Here is an 18526-nt window from a genome sequence, read left to right as displayed (position 1 = left end):
CAGCAGGGAGTCGCGTATGGCGGAGAGATCGGGCAACGGAGCAGGAAAGGCAAACGGGGATAGCCGCCTCCTCGTCGCCGACGACCATCCCCACGTTCTCGAAGCCCTAGAGCTCCTCCTCAAGCCCGAGGGCTACGGCCTCAAGTGTGTCCGCACCCCCGCGCTCGTACTCGAAGCGCTCCAGTTTGAAAGCTTCGACGGCATCCTCCTCGATCTCAACTACTCTCGCGACACCACCAGCGGCCAGGAGGGTCTCGATCTCGTCTCGAAGGTCCACGCCCTCGAACCCCAAGTTCCCATCATCGTTATGACCGCCTGGGGAAACATCGACCTCGCCGTCGAAGCCATGCGCCGCGGCGCCACCGACTTCATCCAGAAGCCGTGGGAGAACGCCCGGCTCCTCACCGTCCTCAACACCCAGGTCGAGCTCTACCGCAGCCAGAAGCAGTCCCGCCGCCTCGAAGCCGAGAACCAGATGCTCCGCATGGCCCGCACCGACGGCGTCCCCGAGATGATCGCAAGCGCGCCCGCCATGCGTCCCGTCGTCGAGCTCATCTCCCGCATCGGCCCATCGGACGCCAACGTCCTCATCACCGGCGAGCACGGCACCGGCAAGGAGGTCGTCGCCCAGACCCTCCACCGTGTATCCTCCCGCGCCGCCCGCTCGCTCGTCGCCGTCAACACCGGCGCGCTCTCCGAAGGCACCTTCGAGAGCGAGATGTTCGGCCACGTCAAGGGTGCCTTCACCGACGCCAAAACCGACCGCATGGGCCGCTTCGAGCTCGCCGACAACGGCACCCTCTTCCTCGACGAGATCGCCAACATCCCTATCCGCCAGCAGGCCAAGCTCCTCCGCGTCCTCGAAACCGGCGAGCTCGAACGCGTCGGCTCATCCCGTACCCGCGCCGTAAGCGTCCGCGTCCTGTCCGCAACCAACGCCGACCTCCGCGCCGCCGTCACCGCCCGCGAGTTCCGCGAAGACCTCCTCTTCCGCCTCAACACCGTCGAGATCCGCCTTCCCGCCCTCCGCGAGCGTCGCGAAGACATTCCCGCGCTGGCCGGACACTTCCTCTCCCGTTACGCCACCCGCTACCGTAAGGCCCTGCGCGGCGTCGAACCCGCCGCCCTCCACGCCATGATGCAGTACGCGTGGCCCGGCAACGTCCGCGAGCTCGACCACACCATGGAGCGCGCCGTCCTGATGGCCAGAGGAACCGAGGTTGAAGTCAGCGACCTGGGCCTCAACCCGCAAAAAGCAGGAACCCCCGCCGGCCTCGACGAGATGAGCCTCGAAGCCGTCGAGAGCCTGCTCATCCGCAAGGCTCTCGGCCGCGCCGGTGGCAACGTCAGCCACGCCGCCGACGCTCTCGGTCTCAGCCGGGGAGCCCTCTACCGCCGAATCGAAAAGTATGGCCTCTAGCCGCCGCCGGGTAGCCCTCGGTCCACGCGGCAAGCGCCTCAGCTTCGAACGTCGTCTCCGCCAGAAGCTCTGGCTCATGGGCGTCCCCGCCTTCCTCCTCTGCTTCTTCTTCCTCCGCTCCGAAGGCATCGCGGCTTTGCTCGCCGTCCTGGCCACCGTCGCGCTTGGCTGGGCGCTGGTCGTCTCGCTCGTCATGGAGTCCATCAGCCGCCCGCTCCAGACCCTCGCCAACGTCATCGCCGCCCTCCGCGAGGACGACTTCTCCTTCCGCGCCCGTGGCGGCCGTCGTAACGACGCCATCGGCGACCTCGCCATCGAGGTCAATGCTCTGGCCTCCATGCTCCAGGCCCAGCGCGGCAGCGCCCTCGACGCCGTCGCCCTCGCCGAGCGCGTCATGAGCGCCATGCAGACTCCCGTCCTCGCCTTCGATGGCAACGGCCGCGTCCAGATGCTCAACAACGCCGCCGAGCGCGTCTTCGGCCTGCGCATGGGTGAAGCCGTCGGCCGCCGGGGCGTCGATCTCGGCCTCGACAGCCTCCTCCTGCCAGCCGAAGAGGAGTCCATCACCCTCGGCAGCAGCACCACCGGAGCCCGCTGGGTCGTCAACCGAACCAGCTTCCGCATGCGCGGCATCCCGCACATCCTCGTCGTGCTCTCGGAAGTCAGCTCCGCCCTCCGCGAAGAGGAGCGCAACGCCTGGCGTCGCCTCGTACGCGTCATGGGCCACGAGATCAACAACTCCCTCACCCCCATCAAGTCCATCGCCGGGAGTCTCCGCGCGCGCCTCGCCAAATCGAGCGACCCCGGCCTCGAAGACCTCGAACGCGGCCTCGGCGTGATCGAAAACCGCGCCGAATCCCTCAACCGCTTTCTCCAGGCCTACCGTCAACTCTCCGGCCTGCCAAAGCCCCGCCTCAAGCGCATCTCCGTGGCCCTCCTCGTCGAGCGCGTCGCCCACCTTGAGCACGGCATGAAGGTTCAGATCGACCCCGGCCCCGAGGTCTTCCTGTTCATCGACGAGGACCAGGTTCAGCAGGCCCTCATCAACCTCGTCAAGAACGCCGTCGAAGCCTCGATTGGTCCTGACATGGGCGCGCGCAAGCCCATCGTCTGCGTCGGCTGGCAGGTCGAACGCGGAGCCGTCTCCATCTATGTGGTCGACAACGGCCCCGGCATCACCAACCCCGACAATCTCTTCGTGCCCTTCTACACCACCAAGCCCGAGGGCACGGGCATCGGCCTCGCCCTCGCCCTCCAGATCGCCGAGGGCCACCAAGGCACCGTCCGCCTCTCCAACCGCGAGGACGAGCCCGGCTGCCGCGCCGAACTTCGCCTTCCCGCCGCCTGACGCCGCACTCCCGCTATACTTGCAAAGTATTCGGTTTCGGGAAGACGGTGAGACTCCGTCGCTACCCAGTAACTGTATGTGCGGAGAGTCCGGCAAGTAATTGAAGCCACTGGGGCAAACGACCCTGGGAAGGCGAGCCGGATTCAGCGAAGCACAAGTCAGGATACCGGCCGCGTACCAATCTGGGCTTGATTCGGCTTCTAGGGAGAGCTGGAGAGCATATCGGTGTCGTCGCGATCAAGCGATCCACGCCGTGTCCGCTGCCTAAATCCAAATCCCGCCCGATGTAGACGCCCTCGTGCTCCTGCATCGAGCGAAATGGTATTCACCAGTGCGAAGCGTGCAGGACTCGTCTTCTCACAACCGTCAGGGCAGCGTCACGCTTGTTCTCGGCGGCGTCCGCAGTGGCAAGAGCCGCTACGCCCAGCGCCTCGCCGGGCATCTCGACGAAGGCCGCACCCCCGTCGTCTTCGTCGCCACCGCATCCGCGGTCGACGACGAGATGCGCCGCAAGATCGACCGCCACCGCGAAGACCGCCCCACCCACTGGCGCACCATCGAAGAGCCCCTCGAACTCGCTCGCGTCATCACCGAAACCGAAGCCGACATCCTCCTCATCGACTGCCTCACCATCTTCGCCGCCAGCCTGATGGACGCCGGCACAGAAGACGTCCGCGATGCCACGGAACCTCGGATTGAGGCTCTCATCGAAGCCCTCGCCAACGCCCCCTGCCGCGTCATCCTCGTCTCGAACGAGGTCGGCAGCGGCGTCGTCCCCGCCTACCCCATGGGCCGCCGCTACCGTGATCTTCTCGGCGAGATCAACCAGCGCGTAGCCCGCATCGCCGACGATGTCATCCTCATGGTCGCCGGTCTTCCCCTCGCCCTCAAGGGCCACATCGAGGTGATGGGATGAAAGGCTTCCTTGTAGCCGGAACCGCCAGCGGCGTCGGCAAGACCACCGTTACCCTCGCCCTCATCGCCGCCACGCGCCAGCGCGGCCTCGTCGTCCAACCCTTCAAGGGAGGTCCCGACTTCCTCGATACCACCCATCACACCCGCATCTCCGGCAGCACCTCCCGCAACCTCGACACCTGGATGCTCACCCCCGAGGCAAACCGCGCCGTCCTCTCCGAAGCGAGCGCGGGAGCCGACGCCGTCATCGTCGAGGGCATGATGGGTCTCTTCGACGGGAAAGATGGTCTCACCGAGACCGGCAGCAGCGCCGAGATCGCCAAACTCCTAGGCCTCCCCGTCATCCTCGTCCTCGACGCATCGAAGAGCGCCCGCAGCATAGCCGCCGTCGTCCTTGGCTTCGAGTCCTTCGATCTCACCCTCAACCTGGCCGGCGTCATCCTCAACCGCGCAGCTAGCGAGCGCCACTACCAGATGCTCTCCACCGCGATCGCCGCCTCCTGCCGCACCCCGGTCTTAGGCTGGCTTCCCCGCGACCCAGCCATCACGATCCCCGAGCGCCACCTCGGTCTGCACGCGGCCTCTGAAGCTCCAGCAACGGAAGTGCTGAGCCTCTTTGCCGAAGCAGCAGAAGCGCACCTCGAACTTGACCGAATCCTGGCTCTCGAGTTTCCGCTCGAAGCTCGGCAGTCTACGTCATCTGAGACCAAAACAGACCCAATCCGAATCGGCGTAGCCCGCGACGACGCCTTCAGCTTCTACTACGAAGACAACCTCGACCTCCTCCGCAACGCGGGCGCAACAATCATCTCCTTCAGCCCCCTGCACGATCCTCATCTCCCAGAAGACCTGGACGCCCTCTACTTAGGCGGAGGCTACCCCGAACTCCACGCCGAAGCCCTGAGCGCCAACACATCCATGCACGAAAACCTCCGAACCTTCGCCGCGCAAGGCCGCCCTATCTACGCCGAATGCGGAGGCATGATCTACCTCGGCCGCACCCTCACCACAACCGACGGCGAGCCACACGCCATGGCCAATCTCCTCGATCTGGCGTTCGAGATGACCCCCAAGCTGAACCAATTCGGCTACACCACAGTCGAACTCACCCAATCCAACCTCCTCGGCCCAGCGGGCACCGTAATCCGAGGCCACAGTTTCCACTACTCCCGCCTCACCTCTCCCGCACCGCAGAAAACAAGCTACGAAGTCACCTACTCCCTCGCTAGCCGCAAAGAGCCGGAAGGCTTCACTCAGGGCAACATCCTCGCTAGCTACATCCACCTTCACTTCCGCGCCAACCCAACCATCGCCCCACACTTCGTAGAAGCCGCACGAACAGCACGCCTGGTGCACGCATGAAGACCAAACTCCTCCTACTCCTTACGCTTTTAGCACTAAGCCTTCAGGCCCACGCCACCCGCACCGTCACCGACGAGACCGGTCGCGCCGTCCAGGTCCCCGACCATCCTCACCGCATCATCTCCCTCGTCCCCAGCGTCACCGACGCCGTCTACTCCATCGGAGCCGGAGACGACGTCGTCGCCGTCAGCGACTACGTCCAGTACCCCGCCGAAGCCAAAAAGAAACCATCCGTAGGCTCCATCCTCACGCCGTCCTTAGAGACCATCGTCTCCCTTCACCCCGACCTCCTCCTCGCCATGAAGACCCAGAACGGCGAAGGCTCCGTCGAAAAGTTCCGCCAGCTCGGCATACCCATCTTCCTCATCGACCCCCACGGCATCGACGGTATCTTCCGCTCCATCCTCTCGCTCGGCGACGCCCTCAACCGCCGCCCCCAGGCCGACGCCGAAGTCGCCAGCCTCCGCCAGCGCCTCGCCGCCGTACGCGCCGGCGCGCAGGGCAAGCCTGTCGTCACTGTGTTCCTCCCCGTCTGGTACGACCCCGTCATCACCATCGGCCACGGAGCCTTCATCACCGAGATGATCGCCGCCGCCGGAGCCCGTTCCGTCACCGCCGACATCCCGCAGGAGTGGCCCCACATCAGCATCGAGGCCGTCATCGCCCGCGCCCCCGACGCGCTCCTTCTCACCCGCGGAGGCAAGGTCACCCTCGAACTCCTAAAGACGCTTCCCGGCTGGCAGTCCATGCCCGCCGTCACCCAGGCAAAGGTCTTCTATGTCGACAAGCGCATGGACTTCGCCAGCCCCGTAGCCTTCGACGCCCTCGAAGACCTCGCCAAACAATTTCATCCGTAAGCCGAGAAGCCATCGGCCCACAACGTCAGCCAAAAGTCAGAGTGTCGGGAAGCGCGGTGCAAATCCGCCACTACCCCGTAACTGTAAGCGCAGAGAGCCATGCACTCACGTGGAACGCCACTGGGCACAAGCCCGGGAAGGCAGCATGGCTCAAGGACGCGTAAGCCAGGAGACCGGCTCTGACTCACCATCTCGAGGGAGACAAAGCATGACCCGCACGACCCACCGGCTAAGCCAACTTATAACTCCGTCCGTTCTCTTTTTAGCAGCAGCATTAAGCCACGCTCAGACTCCGCATGAGGCCACCCTCCACGGAACCGTCAAGGATCCCCTCGGAGCCGTGGTCCAGGGCGCGACCATCTCGCTCATCCACGATGGCGAAGTCCTCACCACCACTCAGTCCGACGCCAACGGCATGTACCACCTCACCGTCCTAACCACCGGCCACTACGCTCTCCGCTCCACCGCCCGCACATTTGTCACCACTGAAGTCACAATCCCCGACTCCGCCCCCACGCACCTCGACATCACTCTCGCCACCCCCACGGCCACGGAAGAGGTTACCGTCACCGCAACCGGCACGCCCACACCCCTCGCGCAGGTGGCCGCTCCCGTCACTGTCCTCACCAGGGAAGACTTCCCCTACAACCAGGACATTCAGGAGCCACTCCGCTACGTCCCCGGCGTCCAGATCACGCAGACCGGCCAATCCGGCGGCACCAGCGGCCTCTACATTCGCGGCGGCGACACGGACGCCAACAAGGTCCTCATCGACGGCATTCCCGCCAACGACGTCGGCGGAGCCGTCGAGTTCGCCAACATCTCCACCGCCGGCATCGCCCGCGCCGAAGTCCTCCGCGAACCCAACAGCGCCCTCTACGGCTCGGACGCCCTCGCCGGCGTCGTCTCGCTCACCACACGCCGCGGCACAACGCCCCTGCCCCAGCTCGACTACTCGGCCGAAGGCGGAAACTTCGGAACCTACCGTCAGGAAGCCGCCCTCGGCGGAGCCATCCGCAAGCTCGACTACTTCTCCGACTTCACCCGTCAGGACACCGGCAACAGCGTCGCCTCCTCCGCCTTTCACAACGCCACCTTCGCCGACAACATCGGCTATCAGCCCAACGACACCACCGACCTCCGCTTCAACTTCCGCCACATCACCACCTCCGGCGGCCAGCCCAACGCCATCCTTCTCTATGGCATCCCCGACTCCGCCAACGTCAGCGAGCAGGACCGCTACCTCGGCGCCGTCCTCAACAGCCAGACCACGTCCCGCTGGCACAACCAGCTCCGCTACGGCAGCCTCCGCCTCAACTTCCTCTACTCCGACTACGCCCCCACCGGCGTCCCCCAGATCGACCCCGAATTCGGCGGCATCGACGACTATCTCGGAGCCCCCGTCACCATTCGCGGAGCCAACGGCTACTCCGTCTCCGGACAGGCCATCTTCCAGTACCCCGGCACCTACCCCAGCTTCTCCACCAACCACACCGCGCGCGACTTCATGTACGCCCAGACCGACTACCGCCTCACCAGCCCCTCCGCGCAGCGCTTCAACCTGCTCGCCGTCGGCGGCTTTAAGTACGAAGACGAGCGCGGGTCCACCGTCTCCACCGGCTTCGACCCCAACACCACAGACCGCCGCAACTACAGCACCATGCTCGAGCTTCAGGGCGACTTCGACCACCGCGCTTACTTCACCATCGGCACCGGCCTTGAGAAGAACGCCGTCTTCGGCTTCGCCGCCACCCCGCGCGCCTCGCTCGGCTACTACCTCGTCCGCCCCGGCGGCAGCAGCCTCTTCAGCGGCACGAAACTCCACGCCAGCTTCAGCAAGGGCATCAAGGAGCCGAGCATCTATCAGCAGGCGAACTCGCTCTTCGGCCTGCTCTCGACGCTTCCCGACGGCGGCTCGCTCATCAGCCAGAACAACATCAGCCCCGCCGGAGCCGAGACCTCCCGCACCTACGATGGCGGCATCGACCAGGAACTCGCCGGAGGCAAAGCCCGCGTCGGCCTCACTTACTTCCACAACGAGTTCGGCAACGGCCTCGAGTTCCTCTCGCAATCGGCCCTCACGAGCTTCGGCATCCCGCAGGCTGCGGTCGATGGCACCCAGTTCGGAGCCTACGTCAACTCCCTCGCCTTCCGCGCACAGGGCCTCGAAACCCAGGTCGAAATCAAGCTCAGCAACCACCTCTTCGCCCGCGGCGGCTACACCCTCCTCGACGCCGTCGTGCAGCGCTCCTTCTCGAGCAGCGCCCTTGCCCCGGTCTTCAACACCTCGTCCAACTTCTCCAACATCGCCATCGGCAGCTACGGCCCTCTGGTCGGCGCACGCCCCTTCCGCCGCGCCCGCAACTCCGCCTACTTCGGCCTCACCTACACCCAAAGCCGCTTCTCCGCCGCGCTCAACGGAACCCTCGTCGGCAAGCGCGACGACAGCACCTTCCTCACCGACGCCGACTTCGGCAACTCGCTCCTCCTTCCTAACCACAACCTCATCGGCAGTTACCAGCGTCTCGAAGCCACCGGGAGCTACCAGGTCGCGCGCCGCCTCGTCGCCTACACTGAGATACAGAACCTGCTGAGCGAGCACTATAGCGAAGCGTTCGGGTATCCAGCCCTCCCGTTCAACTTCCGCTCAGGCATCCGGGTCACCCTCGGGGGAGAGACGTGGAAGCTCAAGTAACCCAAACCCCGCGCACGCTGCCGGCATCGGGCCTCGACCGCCCGATGCTCGGCAGCCCCACGCCCTCCCGACCAATCCCTCTAGCCATCCTCGTCCTCCTTCTAATTGCCGTCCTGGCCGCATCAATCCTCGGATCGTTAGCCGCCGGAGCCGTTCACGTCCCCCTGCGCGCCCTCATCGCCCACCAGGCGCTCACCCCGATGGACCGCATCATCCTCTTCGACCTCCGCCTCCCCCGCGTGCTCGCCTCCGCTCTCATCGGAGCAGCCCTCGCCACCGCCGGCCTTCTCTTTCAAGGCCTCTTCCGCAACCCCATGGCCGACCCTTACGTGATCGGCTCCTCCGGCGGAGCGGTCGTCGGAGCCTGCATCGGCATCCTCTTCTTCTCCCAGGCCGCCTTCCTGGGCTTCAGCGCGACCGCCCTGCTCGCCTTCGCCGGCTCTGTCGTGACCATGCTCCTCGTCTACACCCTCGCCCGGGGCACCGGAGGCACAAACGTCGTCGCCCTCCTGCTCGCAGGCTTCGCCGTCAGCACCATGCTGATGAACAGCACCTACCTCTTCGAGCTTCTCGACCCCGACCCCGCCCGCAGCTCCGCCATCCTCGAAACCTGGCTCCGCGGAACCGTCGGCACACCCGGCTGGCCCCAACTCGCCGTCACATCCTCCCTCTTCGCCATCGCCGCCGTCATCGCCATCCCCCTTATGCGCCGCCTCAACACCCTCGCCCTCGGCGACGAGTATGCCCAGCAGCTCGGCCTTCGTATCGAACGCTCCCGCCTCGCCATCATCCTCACCGGCTCGCTCCTCACCGCCGTGGCCGTCTCCCTCGGAGGCCTCATCGGCTTTGCCGGCCTTATCGTCCCGCACGCCGCCCGCATGCTTCTCGGCCCCGACCACGTCCGCCTCCTCCCCGTCACCGCCCTCGCCGGAGCCATCTTCCTCGTCGCCGCCGACACCCTCGCCCGCACCGTCCTCTCCCCCCGCGAACTCCCCGTCGGCGTCCTCATGGTCTTCGTCGGCGGTCCGTTCTTCCTCTACCTCCTTCGCAAGAGTAAGCAGGAGTACGGCCTGTGACACCCCTCCTCGAACTCCACACCATAGCCTTCGCCCACCCCGCCCGCGAAGTCCTCCGCAATATCTCCTTGGCCATCGAAGAGGGAACCGCCACTGCCCTCATCGGCCCCAACGGCATCGGCAAAACCACCCTCCTCCGCCTCGCCTCCGGAGCCATCACCCCGGCGCACGGCGAAGTCTTCTTCAACGGCAAGCCCCTCCGAGACCTCGACCGCAGACAGCGCGCCCAAAGCGTAGCCCTCGTCCCCCAGCGCCTCGAAGTCCCGTTCCGCTTCACCGTCCAGCAGATCGTCGAACAGGGCCGCACCCCGTACGTCGGCTATCTCCGCGGCCTTCTGCGCGAAGACCGCCTCGCCGTCGACCGCGCCCTCGATCTCGCCCACGTCACCAGCCTCCGCCATCGCATCTTCAACGAGCTCAGCGGAGGCGAGCGCCAGCGCGTGAAGATCGCCCTCGGCCTCGCCCAGCAGCCGAAGCTTCTCCTGCTGGACGAGCCGACCCAGAACCTTGACATCGGCCGTCAGGTTGAACTCATCGACCTCCTGCACCTCCTTCGTTCGGAAGGCATCACGATCTTCGCCTCCATCCACGACCTCCACCTCGTCCCCAACAACTTCTCCACCGTCCTCCTCCTAGGTCCCGATCACCGCCTCCTCGAAGGCTCCCCCGCCGACATCATGACCTCCGAACACCTGCAGTGGGCCTTCGACTACCCAGCATCCCGTCACCTCTTCCTCCCCGAGCTCCTCGTCACCAAGGAGACGCGATGATTCACGCGGTAGCGGCAAACCTCAGGACCGACATCGCTCCACCGAGCGAACCATGGCGGGTGAAGGCGCGTGCGCATCTCGACACCCTGACCAAGCCTCTCGGAAGCCTCGGCCGCCTCGAAGACATAGCCGCCCAATTCATCGCCATCCGCCAGGCCCGCTTCGCCGATCCGGTCAGCAAAGCCGTCTACGTCTTCGCCGCCGATCACGGCGTCACCGCTGAAAAGGTAAGCGCCTACCCAAGCGAAGTAACCCGCCAGATGGTCCTCAACTTTCTCGCCGGAGGAGCCGCCATCAACGTCCTCAGCCGCCTCCACAACGTAGCTCTTCAGGTCATCGACGTAGGCGTAGATGGCGACTTCGACCCCGCCACCCCCCTCGTCCACGCCAAGGTCCGCCGTGGCTCCCGCAACATGCACGCAGAACCCGCCATGGCCCACGACGAGCTCCTTGAAGCACTGACAGTAGGCATTCGCATGGCCGAAGAAGCCGCCGCCTCAGGCCACAACCTCGTAGCCCCCGGAGAGATGGGCATCGGCAACACCACCGCCGCCAGCGCCATCACCGCTGCCCTTACCGGGCGCCCCGTCCCCGAAGTCACCGGCCTCGGCACCGGCATCGACATCCCCGCCCGCGAGCACAAGATCCGCATCATCGAAGAATCCCTCGCCCTTCACTTCAAGGGCAGGGAAGCCGCATCCCCTCTCGAAATCCTCGGCCACGTAGGCGGCCTCGAAATCGCTGCCATCACCGGCTTCATTCTCGCCGCCGCCCGAACCCACCTAGCCGTAGTCTGCGACGGCTTCATCGCCACCGCCGCCGCCGCCATTGCCGTCTCTATAGCCCCCGCCGCCGCCGGATATCTCATCGCCGGCCACCAATCCCGCGAGCCCGGCCACGCCATCCTCCTCGCCCACCTCAACCTCCAGCCGATCCTCCAACTCGACATGCGCCTCGGCGAAGGCACCGGAGCCGTCCTGGCAATGCCCGTAATCGAATCCGCGATAGCCTTATACCGCGATATGGCCACCTTCACCTCCGCAGGCGTCAGCGAGGCCGCCCAATGACGACAACCACACTCACCCGAAGGCCTTGGACCGATTTAGTAGTCGCCATCCAGTTCCTCACCCGCGTCCCCACCCCCCGCGTCGAATACTCCCCCGACGCCCTCGCCCGCTCCGTCATGTGGTTTCCCCTCGTCGGCCTCCTCATCGGTGGCTCGGCCGCCCTCGTCGCCCATCTCCTCACTCCGCACGTAGCCCGCCCCGTCGTGGCCCTGGCCATCGTCTTCTATCTCATCCTCCTCACCGGAGCCCTCCACGAAGACGGCCTCGCCGATGCCGCCGACGCATTCGGCGGAGGCTGGACCCGCGACCGCATCCTCGCGATCCTCCGCGACAGCCGCATCGGCAGCTACGGGGCTATCGCCCTCATCGTCTCACTCGCCGCCCGCGTCCTCCTCCTCGGCACCATGCCGCCCGGAAACGTCGTAGGCTATCTCATCGCCGCCCACGTCCTCTGCCGCTGGACGACCCTCCCTCTCAGCACGTTCCTCCCCGCTGCCCGCGCCGAATCTGACGGACAGGGAGCCCGTCTTGCTCGCCGCACCACCCTCACGACGCTCTACCTTGGCTCGGCCCTCACCCTCCTGATCGTCGGCATCACGCTGCGCCTGCACTCCATCGCCCCCATCCTCGCCGTAGCCGCCATAGCCGTCATCTCAGCGCGCTTCTACCAGTACAAGATCAAAGGCGTCACCGGCGACTGCTTCGGAGCCACCAACCAACTCGCTGAAATCGCCGTATACCTCTGCGGAGCATGGATCGCATGACCGAAATTCTCTTCATCCGGCACGCCGAGACCGATTCCGCCGGAACCTTCTGCGGCCAGTCCGATCCTGACGTCAACTCCGTCGGCCACGAGCAGATCGAAGCCCTCGTCGCCTCGCTCCGCGGCAAGCACCTCCAGGCCGTCTACTCCAGCGACCTCTTCCGCGCTCGCACCACCGCCGAAGCCCTCGCCCGCTCGGTAGGCGTCACCTGCCGCCTCAGCCCCGCCCTCCGCGAGATCGACTTCGGCGAGTGGGAAGGCCTCACCTGGGATGAGATATGGAAGCGAGACCGCACCTACGCCGAGCGCTGGGTCGAAGAGTTTCCCAGCCTCCCCACCCCAGGCGGAGAAACCTTCGAGGCCTTCCGCTCCCGTGTCCTCGCCGAGGTGAAAGCCCTCGCCAGGCTCACCGCCGGACGCCGCGTTGCCGTCGTCACCCACGCCGGTGTCCTCCGCATCATCCTCCAGGATCTCCTTGGCGAAACCGAAGCCGCCGCGTGGGAAAAGACGAAAGAATACTGCTGCCTCGTCCCCTACCACGGGGTCAACGCATGACCACCGTCCGCGAACTTATCGGCTGGAGCCTCGACGAAAACCGCCATCGCCCCACCAACCTACAAGCCCACGTAGCCGCAGCCCGTCAAACTCTTGCCTCCGAGCCTGTACATCCACTCGAATCTGCTCTTCTCGAAATCCCTACCGCTTTAGAAGATCTCCTCAAGGCGGAGGCCACCCGCCCCGATCTAGCCGAAGAGATGTGCGGCCTGGACTGGTCCCTCGGCCTGATCGACCTGAGACATCTGGTAGCCTTCCAGCGCCGCCTCTCGCTCGATCAACTCTCCATCCAGCCCGTCGTTCCCGACCCAGCCAACTGGCCCGGCCTCACAGAAGTCACCCTCTCCCAGCCCCGGCTCGTGCGTTACAGCTCCGCCGGAAGCATCGCCAGCGGTGCCGTAACCATCACCTCACCCAACCCCGACCTAACCCTCCGCCCCACTGCCGATCCTGAGCACCCCTTCAGAATCCACGGCGGGAGCCCCTTCCTCGAAGTCGCCCACTACCGCGACCGCTGGATTCTCCGAGACGGCTACCACCGCGCTCTCCTCGTCCTGAGTGCCGGCGTTCATCAGGTCCCCGCAGTCCTCATAGAAGCCCGCACGATCGCCGAGGTCGGCGCGATCCATCCATGGTTCTTCTCCGAGGACGAGCTCTTCTCACCACGCCCGCCCCGCGTCACCGACTTTCTCAGCGATGCCCTGACCATCGAGTATCCCCGCCCACGTCTTCACAAAACCATCCGCATTCACATCGAAGAGACCTTCGAACCCAACGCAACACCCTCAGAATCAGGAGTCCCATCATGAGCATCGCAACCAAACGCGGCGACGGAGGCCAGACCGGCCTGGCCGGCGGCATCCGCGTCTCTAAAGCCGACGAGCGCGTCGAATCCTACGGCTGCGTCGACGAACTCAACACCGTCCTCGGCTTCGCCCGCAGCATCTGCACCGACAAGGAGATTGCCGGCTGGACGGAAGAGATCCAGCGCACCCTCTTCCGCGTCGGTTCCGCCCTCGCCACGCCCCCCGAAAGCCGCAAGACCCCACCCGTCATCACCACCGCCGACGTCGACATGCTCACCGGCCTCGTCGAAAAGATCGAAGCCATCCAGGGCGTGCTCGCAGACTGGTCCCTACCCGGCGCCCACACCGAATCCGCCGCCTACGAGATGGCCCGCACCGTCTGCCGCCGCGCCGAGCGCCAGGTCGTCCGCTTCGTCGAATCAGGCGGCGAAGTCCAGCCCGAGGTTATCGCCTACCTCAACCGCCTCTCCGACGCCATCTGGCTCTTCGGTCGCCTCATCGAGTTCAACGCCGGCATCGACGCCCGCCTCCGCCCTGAAGACAAGGCCGGCCCCAAGTGGTCCCGCGCCTGGTAATGCAAACCCCGCAAGTCTTCACCGAACCCGAACGCGAAGCCGTCTACCGAGCCATCCGCGAGCGACGCGACGTCCGCCGAGGCTTCCTCCCAACGCCCTTACCCGACGACATCCTGCGCCGCCTGCTGGAGGCGGCGCACTCCGCCCCATCCGTCGGCCTCATGCAACCATGGCGATTCCTCGTCGTCCGCGAACCGGCCATCCGTCAGGCCGTGCACGACCTCTTCCTCGAAGCCAACAACGAAGCCCAGCAAGCCTTCGCAGCCGACCGCCGCGACCAGTACGCCGCCTTGAAACTGGAGGGCCTGCTGGAAGCCCCCCAGCACCTCTGCATCGTCTGCGACTGCGACAGCCCCCAGGGCCACGGCCTCGGCCGCCGCACCATGCCCGAGACCGCCGTCTACTCCACCGTCTGCGCCATCCAGAATCTCTGGCTCGCCGCCCGCGCCGAAGGGATTGGCGCAGGCTGGGTTAGCATTCTCGATCCACGTAACCTGCGCAACGTACTACGCATTCCGGAGCACCTCACCATCGTCGCCTACCTCTGCCTCGGTTACGTCGACACCTTCGCCACCGAACCCGACCTCGAGCGCCAGGGCTGGGAGCAGCGCACGCCCCTCGACGACTGCCTCCACTTCGACCACTTCGGAGTCCCTGAGGAGTGAGCGCCAAATCCATCATGATCCTCGGCACAAGCTCCCACGTCGGCAAGAGCCTCCTCGTCACCGCTCTCTGCCGCATCTTCCACCAGCACGGAATAAGCGTAGCCCCGTTCAAGTCCCAGAACATGAGCCTCAACTCCGCCGCCACGCCCGATGGCCTCGAGATCGGCCGCGCCCAGGCCCTGCAAGCCGAAGCCGCCGGAATCCCCGCCCGCGTCGAGATGAACCCCATCCTCATCAAGCCCACAGGCGACATGTCCTCGCAGGTCGTCGTGCGCGGCAAGATCTGGGGCCGCGTTACCGCCCGCGACTACCACCAGCGCCGCGTCGAAGAGCTCATGCCCATCGTCCGCGAGTCCTGGGAAACCCTCGCCCGCGAGCACGAAGTCATCATCCTCGAAGGCGCAGGCTCCCCCGCCGAGATCAACCTCAAGCAGCACGACATCGTGAACATGCGCATGGCCGAGATGGCCGACGCCCACTGTATCCTCGTCGGCGACATCGACCGGGGCGGCGTCTTCGCCTCCTTACTCGGCACTGTCGAACTCCTCGACGCCGAAGAACGCGCCCGCATCCAAGCCTTCGCCATCAACAAATTCCGAGGCGACATAGCGCTCCTCCAGCCCGGCATCGAGATGATGGAGCAACGCCTCAACAAGCCCTGCATCGGCGTAGTCCCGCACCTCCCAAACCTATTATTAGAAGAAGAAGACAGCCTCGGCCTGGACCGAACCGACCGCATCCCCTGGCCGCAGGATTCCACTCCCGACCGCCTCTTACGTATAGCCGTAGTAGCCCTCCCAACCTTCTCCAACTTCACCGACTTCGATGCACTGGCAACTGAGCCCTCCGTATCCCTGCGCTTCACGCAAACGCCCGACGTTCTACGCACAGCGGATATCATCATCCTCCCCGGCAGCAAGCAAACCGTCGACGATCTCCAGTGGCTCCGCGAAACTAACCTGGCTGACATCATCACCACCCACGCCCAGACCAGCCTCATAACAGGCATCTGCGGAGGCATGCAGATGCTTGGAGAAACCATCGCCGACCCCGAAGGCATAGAGCGCCAGGGCACCCACCCCGGGCTATCCCTCCTCCCTATCCAGACCACCATGCAACCCACGAAGCTCACCCGCCTCACCACCGGCACCCTCACCACGGAAACCCTCTTCAACCAACCCATCCCCCACACAACGATCGAGGGCTACGAGATCCACGTAGGCGAAACCACCCGCTTCGCCAACGCCCAACCCTTCGCCACCTTCACCGGCCTTAACGAAGACGGCTGCATCTCCCCCAACACCCGCATCTTCGGCACCTATCTCCACGGCCTCTTCGACGACGACGCCTTCCGACACACGTTCCTCCGCGCCGCCCGCGCTTTCCACCACCTCACCGAACCCACCACCCTCACCCCGTGGAAGCAGCGCCGCGAAGAATCCCTCAATCGCCTCGCCGCCGCCGTCGAAGACTCCTGGGACATGCCAACGATCTTCGGCTGGCTCAACCTGCCCTACAAGAGAGCCGCATCAGAATGAACCGCCGCACCCTCCTCCTCACCGCCTCCGCCCTCGACGCCCTCATCGGCGACCCCGAATATCTCCCTCACCCCGTCCGCATCATCGGGAAGGGAATAGACCAGGGCGAGCGCCTGCTCCGCACGCCGAACCAAACCAACACCGAACAGTTCCTCACCGGAGCCACCCTCGCCGCCGCCGTCGTCCTCAGCACTTACGCGGCCACGGCCACAACCATCCGCCTCGCCTACCGCCTCAACCCGTTCCTCGGTGCGATGGTCGAGGTAACCCTCGCCGCCACCACCCTCGCCGCCCGCAACCTCCACGACGAAGCCATCGCCGTCCTTGACGCCACAACCATCGAGCAGGCCCGCACCCGCTTGGCCCGCATCGTAGGCCGCGACACCGCCCGACTCGGCCCCACCGAAATCAGCCGGGCGGTCATCGAAACCGTAGCCGAAAGTGCCTCCGACGGCATCATCGCCCCCATGTTCTACCTCGCCCTCGGCGGAGTCCCCGCCGCCATGGCCTACAAAGCGATCAACACCCTCGACTCCATGATCGGCCACGCCGACGCCCGTTACCTCTACTTCGGTAAGGCCGCCGCCCGCCTCGACGACGTAGCCAACCTCATCCCCGCCCGCCTCACCGCCCTCGCCATAGCCGCCGCCTCCGGCAACCCGCGCGCCTCCCTAGCCACATGGCGCACCGACGCCCGCAACCACAAAAGCCCAAACGCCGGCCACCCCGAGAGCGCCATGTCCGGAGCCCTCGAAGTCCAACTCGGAGGCTCAAACACCTACGCCGGCGACCTTATCGAGACCCCGATCATGGGTGCATACTACCCACCCGCCAACCCCGCGAAAGTCCACCAGGCCATCACGATCGTCACCACGGCCACCCTCATAGCCCTCACCATCTTCTGCCTCATCCCCCGCCGGAACCGCCGATGATAGCCCCAATCCACGGCGGCCAACTCCCCCACATCGCCACCCGTTTCAACATCCCCATCGAGCGTCTAGTAGACTTCAGCGCCAACATCAACCCCGAAGGCCCCCCACCCGGTGTAGTCGAGGCGATCCGCCACGCTCTCACCAACCCCACCACCCTAACCGCCTATCCCGACCTGGAATCCACCGCCCTCCGCACCTCCATCGCCACCTACGCCAACACCCCAGCCAACGCCATCGCCGTAGCCAACGGCTTCGTCCCCCTCCTCGAAGCCGCCATCCGCACCCTGAACGTCAAGCGCTGCCTCCTACCCGTCCCCGCCTTCAACGAGTACCGCCACACCCTCGAACGCAACCACATCCACATCGAGCCCTACGCCCTAAGCCCGGAAGTCAACTTCGCCTATGACTCAACTGACCCACCCACCCTCATCGCCCGAGCCATCGCGGGCCACCACGACACCATCCTCCTGGCCAACCCGCAAAACCCCACGGGCGTCCTCACCCCAGGCAGCACCATGCTCGATCTCCTCCACGAAGCCACCGCCAACAACATACGCCTCCTCATAGACGAAGCCTTCATGGACTACACCCCCACGAAATCTCTCATCCCCGAGACCCACACGCACCCCAACCTCGTCGTCTTCCGCTCGGTAACCAAGTTCCACGGCATCCCCGGCCTTCGCGCCGCCTACTGCGTCTCCCACCCAGACACAAGCAAAGCCCTCACGCGTAACGTTCCCCCATGGCCCGTCACCACATTGGCCACCGAGGGTGTCATCGCCGCCTTGGCCGACCAAGCCTACGCTCAAGCCACCATCACCCTGAACCGAACCCGCCGCACCCAACTCGAATCCGCTCTTAAAACCCTCAACATCCCCACAACCCGATCTTCAGCCAACTACCTCTTGCTCAAACTCTCCACCCAGAGCCCGGAACAACTCTGGGAACACCTCATCCAGCAACACGGAATCGTCCTCCGCCTCTGCACCAACTACGAGTCCCTCCCGCCAACCTACTTCCGCGCCGCCGTCCGCAACGAACAAGACAACGCCCGCCTCATAGCCGCCCTTGCTCTCGTCTGAGCGCTCTCACGATCAGGACGAAGGGTAGCCTCTGCCCCTTGCACTTTCGTTCTCATTCCCCAAGGGAATCTGCGTCTGCCGTCGTCTCTGCCTCTAACAA

17 protein-coding genes and 2 riboswitches are annotated in these 18526 nt (G+C 65.4%); all 17 genes read left to right on the top strand.

The features are described from left to right. Positions 1–16: 16 nt before the first annotated feature. The 17 genes from GRAN_RS01020 (at position 17) to GRAN_RS00940 (ending at position 18426) form a co-directional block, all read left to right on the top strand. Positions 17–1420, top strand: a complete 1404-nt coding sequence (locus GRAN_RS01020; RefSeq protein ID WP_128911176.1) for a sigma-54-dependent transcriptional regulator — start codon at positions 17–19, stop codon at positions 1418–1420. Continuing rightward, entirely contained in the window at positions 1410–2768 is a 1359-nt protein-coding gene (locus tag GRAN_RS01015; RefSeq protein WP_128911175.1) for a sensor histidine kinase, read from the top strand. Before GRAN_RS01020 ends, GRAN_RS01015 begins: the two co-directional genes overlap by 11 nt. 14 nt (positions 2769–2782) lie before the next feature. Further along, positions 2783–2957: riboswitch (cobalamin riboswitch) on the top strand. 151 nt (positions 2958–3108) lie between these two features. Beyond that, on the top strand, positions 3109–3684 hold the full coding sequence (gene cobU, locus GRAN_RS01010) for a bifunctional adenosylcobinamide kinase/adenosylcobinamide-phosphate guanylyltransferase (protein ID WP_128911174.1): 576 nt from the start codon (positions 3109–3111) through the stop codon (positions 3682–3684). After that, positions 3681–5045, top strand: coding sequence for a cobyrinic acid a,c-diamide synthase CobB (locus GRAN_RS01005; protein WP_128911173.1), 1365 nt, complete (start codon positions 3681–3683; stop codon positions 5043–5045). The genes cobU and GRAN_RS01005 overlap by 4 nt, the downstream gene beginning before the upstream one ends. Next, positions 5042–5902, top strand: a complete 861-nt coding sequence (locus GRAN_RS01000; RefSeq protein ID WP_128911172.1) for an ABC transporter substrate-binding protein — start codon at positions 5042–5044, stop codon at positions 5900–5902. Before GRAN_RS01005 ends, GRAN_RS01000 begins: the two co-directional genes overlap by 4 nt. A gap of 22 nt (positions 5903–5924) precedes the next feature. Then, positions 5925–6098, top strand: a riboswitch (cobalamin riboswitch). 12 nt (positions 6099–6110) lie between these two features. Further along, positions 6111–8597: a TonB-dependent receptor gene (locus GRAN_RS00995; RefSeq protein ID WP_128911171.1), complete on the top strand. Its 2487-nt coding sequence runs from the start codon at positions 6111–6113 to the stop codon at positions 8595–8597. Next, positions 8582–9673: a FecCD family ABC transporter permease gene (locus tag GRAN_RS00990; protein ID WP_128911170.1), complete on the top strand. Its 1092-nt coding sequence runs from the start codon at positions 8582–8584 to the stop codon at positions 9671–9673. Before GRAN_RS00995 ends, GRAN_RS00990 begins: the two co-directional genes overlap by 16 nt. Beyond that, positions 9670–10443, top strand: coding sequence for an ABC transporter ATP-binding protein (locus GRAN_RS00985; protein ID WP_128911169.1), 774 nt, complete (start codon positions 9670–9672; stop codon positions 10441–10443). The genes GRAN_RS00990 and GRAN_RS00985 overlap by 4 nt, the downstream gene beginning before the upstream one ends. Then, a complete protein-coding gene (gene cobT, locus GRAN_RS00980) occupies positions 10440–11510 on the top strand; it encodes a nicotinate-nucleotide--dimethylbenzimidazole phosphoribosyltransferase (protein WP_128911168.1) in 1071 nt (356 codons plus the stop codon). The genes GRAN_RS00985 and cobT overlap by 4 nt, the downstream gene beginning before the upstream one ends. After that, complete coding sequence (gene cobS, locus GRAN_RS00975) at positions 11507–12274, top strand: adenosylcobinamide-GDP ribazoletransferase (RefSeq protein WP_128911167.1); 768 nt, start codon at positions 11507–11509, stop codon at positions 12272–12274. The genes cobT and cobS overlap by 4 nt, the downstream gene beginning before the upstream one ends. Beyond that, positions 12271–12828, top strand: coding sequence for a histidine phosphatase family protein (locus tag GRAN_RS00970; protein ID WP_241654259.1), 558 nt, complete (start codon positions 12271–12273; stop codon positions 12826–12828). Before cobS ends, GRAN_RS00970 begins: the two co-directional genes overlap by 4 nt. Further along, the gene (locus tag GRAN_RS00965) at positions 12825–13637 is read left to right on the top strand and encodes a hypothetical protein (protein WP_128911165.1); all 813 of its coding nucleotides are present in this window, start codon (positions 12825–12827) and stop codon (positions 13635–13637) included. The genes GRAN_RS00970 and GRAN_RS00965 overlap by 4 nt, the downstream gene beginning before the upstream one ends. Next, a complete protein-coding gene (locus GRAN_RS00960) occupies positions 13634–14209 on the top strand; it encodes a cob(I)yrinic acid a,c-diamide adenosyltransferase (RefSeq protein ID WP_128911164.1) in 576 nt (191 codons plus the stop codon). The genes GRAN_RS00965 and GRAN_RS00960 overlap by 4 nt, the downstream gene beginning before the upstream one ends. Then, positions 14209–14874: a 5,6-dimethylbenzimidazole synthase gene (gene bluB / locus GRAN_RS00955; RefSeq protein ID WP_128911163.1), complete on the top strand. Its 666-nt coding sequence runs from the start codon at positions 14209–14211 to the stop codon at positions 14872–14874. Before GRAN_RS00960 ends, bluB begins: the two co-directional genes overlap by 1 nt. Further along, positions 14871–16412, top strand: a complete 1542-nt coding sequence (locus GRAN_RS00950) for a cobyric acid synthase (protein WP_128911162.1) — start codon at positions 14871–14873, stop codon at positions 16410–16412. Before bluB ends, GRAN_RS00950 begins: the two co-directional genes overlap by 4 nt. Then, positions 16409–17344 (top strand): adenosylcobinamide-phosphate synthase CbiB, encoded by a 936-nt coding sequence (cbiB, locus tag GRAN_RS00945; RefSeq protein WP_128911161.1) that lies wholly within the window; start codon positions 16409–16411, stop codon positions 17342–17344. The genes GRAN_RS00950 and cbiB overlap by 4 nt, the downstream gene beginning before the upstream one ends. Beyond that, positions 17341–18426 carry a pyridoxal phosphate-dependent aminotransferase gene (locus GRAN_RS00940; RefSeq protein ID WP_128911160.1) on the top strand — a complete coding sequence of 362 codons (1086 nt, stop codon included), beginning with the start codon at positions 17341–17343 and terminating at the stop codon, positions 18424–18426. The genes cbiB and GRAN_RS00940 overlap by 4 nt, the downstream gene beginning before the upstream one ends. Positions 18427–18526 lie beyond the last annotated feature (100 nt).

The organism is Granulicella sibirica, assembly GCF_004115155.1.
GTDB classification, from domain to species: Bacteria; Acidobacteriota; Terriglobia; order Terriglobales; family Acidobacteriaceae; genus Edaphobacter; species Edaphobacter sibiricus.
The sequence above is the reverse complement of the archived record's forward strand: the minus strand, read 5'-3'. Positions and strand labels throughout refer to the sequence as shown.